Origin of the sequence: Luteolibacter pohnpeiensis, assembly GCF_016595435.1 — a bacterium.
Classification (GTDB): domain Bacteria; phylum Verrucomicrobiota; class Verrucomicrobiia; order Verrucomicrobiales; family Akkermansiaceae; genus Luteolibacter; species Luteolibacter pohnpeiensis.
In genome coordinates this window covers 1-4,872 of sequence record NZ_JAENIJ010000071.1, presented here as the reverse complement: position 1 = coordinate 4,872, position 4,872 = coordinate 1, and the positions used below count along the sequence as shown (strand labels likewise).

At 55.1% G+C, this 4,872-nt stretch carries 8 protein-coding genes; 7 read left to right on the top strand and 1 reads right to left on the bottom strand.

What is annotated here, in order from left to right; translation table 11 throughout:
• The 6 genes from JIN85_RS19715 to JIN85_RS19690 all read left to right on the top strand — a co-directional run.
• Positions 1-202: hypothetical protein (locus tag JIN85_RS19715; RefSeq protein WP_200274071.1), on the top strand; the 202-nt coding region annotated here is incomplete at its 5' end.
• A 29-nt stretch (positions 203-231) separates the two neighbouring features.
• Positions 232-1,083 (top strand): recombinase RecT, encoded by an 852-nt coding sequence (locus JIN85_RS19710; RefSeq protein ID WP_200274069.1) that lies wholly within the window; start codon positions 232-234, stop codon positions 1,081-1,083.
• A gap of 2 nt (positions 1,084-1,085) precedes the next feature.
• Positions 1,086-2,078 carry a hypothetical protein gene (locus JIN85_RS19705; RefSeq protein WP_200274067.1) on the top strand — a complete coding sequence of 331 codons (993 nt, stop codon included), beginning with the start codon at positions 1,086-1,088 and terminating at the stop codon, positions 2,076-2,078.
• A complete protein-coding gene (locus tag JIN85_RS19700) occupies positions 2,075-2,770 on the top strand; it encodes a lambda exonuclease family protein (protein WP_200274065.1) in 696 nt (231 codons plus the stop codon). Before JIN85_RS19705 ends, JIN85_RS19700 begins: the two co-directional genes overlap by 4 nt.
• Complete coding sequence (locus JIN85_RS19695; protein ID WP_200274063.1) at positions 2,767-3,138, top strand: ASCH domain-containing protein; 372 nt, start codon at positions 2,767-2,769, stop codon at positions 3,136-3,138. The genes JIN85_RS19700 and JIN85_RS19695 overlap by 4 nt, the downstream gene beginning before the upstream one ends.
• Positions 3,139-3,164: 26 nt before the next feature.
• Positions 3,165-3,923, top strand: coding sequence for a DUF4942 domain-containing protein (locus JIN85_RS19690; protein ID WP_200274061.1), 759 nt, complete (start codon positions 3,165-3,167; stop codon positions 3,921-3,923).
• Positions 3,924-3,925: 2 nt separating this feature from the next.
• On the opposite strand, the gene JIN85_RS19685 is transcribed toward JIN85_RS19690, so the two are convergent.
• Entirely contained in the window at positions 3,926-4,198 is a 273-nt protein-coding gene (locus JIN85_RS19685) for a hypothetical protein (protein WP_200274059.1), read from the bottom strand.
• Between the two features lie 104 nt (positions 4,199-4,302).
• Between JIN85_RS19685 and JIN85_RS19680 the strand changes: the two genes are divergently transcribed.
• Entirely contained in the window at positions 4,303-4,785 is a 483-nt protein-coding gene (locus tag JIN85_RS19680; protein WP_200274057.1) for a RusA family crossover junction endodeoxyribonuclease, read from the top strand.
• Positions 4,786-4,872 lie beyond the last annotated feature (87 nt).

Genomic DNA, 4,872 nt, shown 5'->3' with positions numbered 1-4,872 from the left:
TCATCCATTCACGAAAGACCCGACCGAAAACGCGCTGTGGAAAGCGTGGGCGGAAGGCTGGGAACAGGGCCACGAGGAAGCCGGGAATCCCGTGACCCTCGATGACGATGCGGATCTATCTGATCCCGATGCCGTGCCGGCGAACGAACCCACCTGCCTCGATGATCGCGATGATCTGAGTGACGCGGACGAAGAAGAGTAAATCCCAACCCAATCTAACCATTTTATATCATGAACCAATCACTCGCACTTCAGAAGCCAGGCGATCTGATGAAATACCTTGAGCGATCAAGGTCAGCCATCGCCATGGCGCTACCGAAGCACCTGACGCCGGACCGCATGATGCGGCTTGCGTTGACCTGTTTTTCCACCACGCCAGCACTGCGGAAATGCACCCCGCAAAGCATCCTTTCCAGTGTGGTCGTTGCCGCACAGATCGGGCTTGAGCCAGGCATTGCCGGGCAAGGCTACCTGATTCCTTACAAGGATACTTGCACCTTCGTCCCCGGCTGGCAGGGACTGGTCGGACTGCTCAACAACTCAGGACGTGCCACTGCATGGACCGGCGCGGTTTTCGAGGGAGACGAGTTTGAGTTTGAACTCGGATCGAATCCGAAATGCCGACACATCCCCGGTGACCACTTCGGCGATCCGAAAAAGATCACCTGGGTCTATGCCTGTGGAAAGGTCAACGGCAGCGAACAACCGGTCATCGAGGCATGGCCGATGAGGCGGGTGTGGCGGCACCGTGACCAGTTCAACAAGGTCGGCCAGCGCCATTACTCTTATGAGAACCCCGAGATGTATGCCCGCAAGGTGGTGCTCTTGCAGGTGCTCAAATACATGCCGCGCAGCATTGAACTGAACAATGCGCTGACTGCAGCCAACGCTGCGGAGATCGGACGAACCACGGCAGTTGATGACGGTGTCGTGGTGGAAATTGAGGCGGAAGAACAAGTCCGCGAATCCACCGTGCAAGTCACCGATCCATTCGAAAAACCGGACGAAAGCCCGGAGCAAAAAATTGCAGCAGAAACTCCGCAGCCTGCGAAGCCAAACAACGAAACCCCTGACCTCATCTAACCATGACTGAAACTCAATTGATCGAAGTGCCTCTGGAAATCGAGGTGAAGGGCGAAGTGGTCGCCAGCAACGTGAAACGCTTCCGCGAGATGGTCACCGCGGCTTTGGCTGGCATCAATCGTGACCTAAAGAGCGACGAGGATTTCGGCCAGGCCGAGATCACGGTCAAGGGACTTTGCGACGCGGAAAAGAGAGTCGAAGCATCGAAGGAAAAGGCTCTCGCAGATGCGGAATCACTCTACGCTCTATTCGCCGATCTGGATGACACCAAAGAGGAAATCCGTAAGGCGCGGGTCGATTTGGAAAACCAGATCAAAAAGCGCAAGGAAGAGGTGAAGAGCGAGCTGGTGAAGGAAGCGCTCGCGAGTCTGGACGTGGATCCGGGACTGGCGCGGAGCACCTACCTGACCGGATTGGAAAACGCCGTGAAGGGGAAGCGGAATCTGGAATCGATGAAGAAAGCGCTCCGCATCGCGACGGAAACCTATCGGGCCAATCTCACGAAATCCCGCGAGATTCTCAATCGTTTTGAGAAAGCCCACGGCACGGACCTGATCATGGACCGGCGCGAGCTGGAAGTGAAGGCTCCTGGCGAAGTTGAGGCGGAACTCCGCCGCCGCTGGGACTTGAAAAAGGCCGAAGACGAAAAGCGCAAAGCACGCGAGGAAGCAGAGGCGGCGAAGGCAGAGACAGCACGCCTGAAGCTCGAAGCGGCTGAAGCGAACAAACCGCCCGCGCCACCGGTGAACCCTGCAGCCAAGGCCTATCGGGACAAGATTGGAGCCGGTCCCTGGGAGGAACCGGAGAAGGAACAGAAGACGGCGACAGCGGTCGCTCTAACCGAGCATGAGGAATGGGAGCAGGTGCGCAAAGCCTTGCTGGCATCCTTCGCGCCGATCAAGGCGATGAAGGAGAAGCTCCAGTTTTCCAGAAACCAGGCGAAGCTTCAGGGCTTTGCCAATGCGGTGAACACCGCGTGGAGGGAGTGGGTATGAAACTTTGGCCAGACGTGATTCAAGGTTCCGAGGATTGGTTTGCTTTGCGCGAACTGAGGCCTACCGCATCCAACGCGAAAAAAGTCATCACCGCTACGGGCAAGGATTCGGCGAGCTGGAAGCCATACATTTACGAAATGACCGACGCCAAAATCCGGCCTCGGGGCGTGCGGGAAGCAACGGCCTTTGCGGGAAATGCTCACACCGACCGAGGTAAGGAACTCGAGCCACTAGCCCGGAATGAGTTTACCAAGATTATGGGACTTGCGGCGGCTGAGGTCGGCTTTGTCACCCGCGACGATAAGGTTTGGGGATGCTCGCCAGACGGCTTGGTATTGTGCCCGAAAACGAATGATGTCGTTGCCGGTCTGGAGATCAAATGCCCGGACGGACCGAAGCATCAGGCGCATTTGGACGGTGGAGTTTTGCCAGCCGATTACATTCAGCAAGTTCACGCCTCGATGGTAGTAACCGGGCTGAACCATTGGTATTTCGTCAGCTATTGCCCGTACTATGAGACGTTCATTTTGCGGGTCGATCGGGATGGTTACACCGCGAAAGTGGAAGACGCGATGGACCGCTTCCAGACGTTTTACAAAGCCGAGCGCCCGCGGTTGATGAAGTTCAAAGGGAATGCGCCGGAAGTAATTCCCGCCCCTCAACCCGAACCCGAAACGGCTGATTTGTTATGAAAGCACTTTCCATAAGACAGCCCTGGGCATGGCTGATTGTAAACGGCCACAAAGACATCGAGAACCGCCAGTGGCGAACGCATTACCGGGGGAAGATCCTGGTGCATGCTGCGAAAAAGATGACACGGGAAGAACACGCCGTGGCAGCAGCGATGGCCGCCGAGCAAGGCGTGACTATACCGGCCTACGATGATCTCGAAAGGGGCGGAATCGTGGGAGAGGTTGAGATTGTCGATTGTGTCGATGTCGATCCATCGCCCTGGTTCATCGGCCAATGGGGATTCGTTCTGAAGGATGCCAAACCCCAGCCGCTGATGCCATGCAACGGCAAGCTCGGGTTCTTTCACGTAGGAAAGGAGGCCGCGTGAATACCGAAATCGCTATCCGAAAATCCGTGCCTGAATTGGTGAGGGAGTGGAATCTCGGAGTCCACGAACTCAAGCGCGGTATCGAGATGCTGCAGCAGGCTCAAGAACGATTCAAATGCTTCGATAGCCGTGGCACGGGCTACTACCTCGATTTTTTCAATCACGACGACTATTCCCTCGACTTCGATCCGAAGGTGAAACGGCTCAAGGCGAAGGCCTGGCGCTATCTCGCCAGCCGGGCGGAGATCCGCAAAGTGATGTCGCTGTCCCGGTGCAAGGAGCTGGAAGCCCAGCTAGAAAACCCTGATTCATTGCCAGACATCACGGTGGATAACGTTCTTGGTTGGCTGCAAAGCCTCGATGAGCGGGCGGGGGTTTATCTTCAGGAAGCTGCCGTCGAAGTCTTCGAATGGCTGAGGCCACGTCGGCAGCATTACAAGGCGAACAGCACCTTCAAGGTTGGAGCCAAGGTGATCCTCAGCTACTGCGTATCCCGTAATTATAGAGGATTTGGCTATCGAATCGTTTACGAACGGGAGAACCAGATTCGGGCGCTCGACAACGTGTTTCATCTCCTCGATGGCAAGGGTCTCTCGAAGTCCCGAAATGGAGGTTTATACGACGCGATCGACGCATCGGATGACGGGCGTGGGGAATCGGAATATTTCAAGTTCAAGTGCTTCCGAAACCAGAACCTGCATTTGCAGTTCAAGCGTCTGGATTTGGTTGAGAAGTTGAACCAATTCGGCGGCGGAGGTCTGCCTCAATCGGAAAGGGGAGAGTAATGTTACAAGATGAATTTTCTTATGCAGGGGTCGTAATAGTCCCGTATTGCTTGGGCACGGCGTCTAGGGTCGCTAAGATCGCAATCCTTTTCAATGGCCTCAAAAATTCCTTCTGTAAGCGCCGACGCAGCATCCAGGCACGGTTTTACTGCCAAATCACAGACAACGGCACCGGTAACCTGAACCAATACGTTATCAGTCAAGGCTTTGCTAACGAGATAACCAGCAGTAGCAGTTATTGCCGAAACTACAATTTTATCCTTATTCTCAGACATTATATTTTGGGGGAAGATCTGGTATTTTTGTCTGAAATAAATTTCGGAGCAAGTGGAGAGTTAGAGAGAATTTGTAGTAACTCTAAATTGAAAGGAGGAACTAAATGATCGCCTTTCACTTACCTATCATCCCACCGAAGGCCACCAGCCAGGGAGCAGGCAAGCGGATCGTGATGATCAACGGCAAGCCGATGTTCTTCAAGAACAAGAAAGCTCAAGCTGCCGAGAATGACCTGACGACGCTCTGTTTGCCCTTCCGGCCGTTGGCACCGATCGAAGGGCCGGTTTCGTTGAAAATCGATTTCGTCTGGCCGTGGAGGAAATCCGAACCCAAGCGGCGCATCGCCCTGGGACGGGTTCCTCACACCTCGAAACCGGACTGCAGCAACGTGGTCAAAATGATCGAGGACTGCATGACCAAGCTGCGGTTCTGGAATGACGACGGCCAGGTTTCGTCGCTGCAAATCACCAAGGCATGGGGCGACCGCGTGGGGATCTACGTGGCGATTGAACCGATCGAATCCGCGAACGCGCCGAACGCGGCTGCGGGAACCTCGAAACCTAATCAACAGGAGAGACTCTTTTGATTCATGGCAGAACTACCCTACATGCAGTTTTACCCGACCGACTGGTTGGCCGATACCCGAATGCTGACCGCCTCCGCCAAAGGAGTG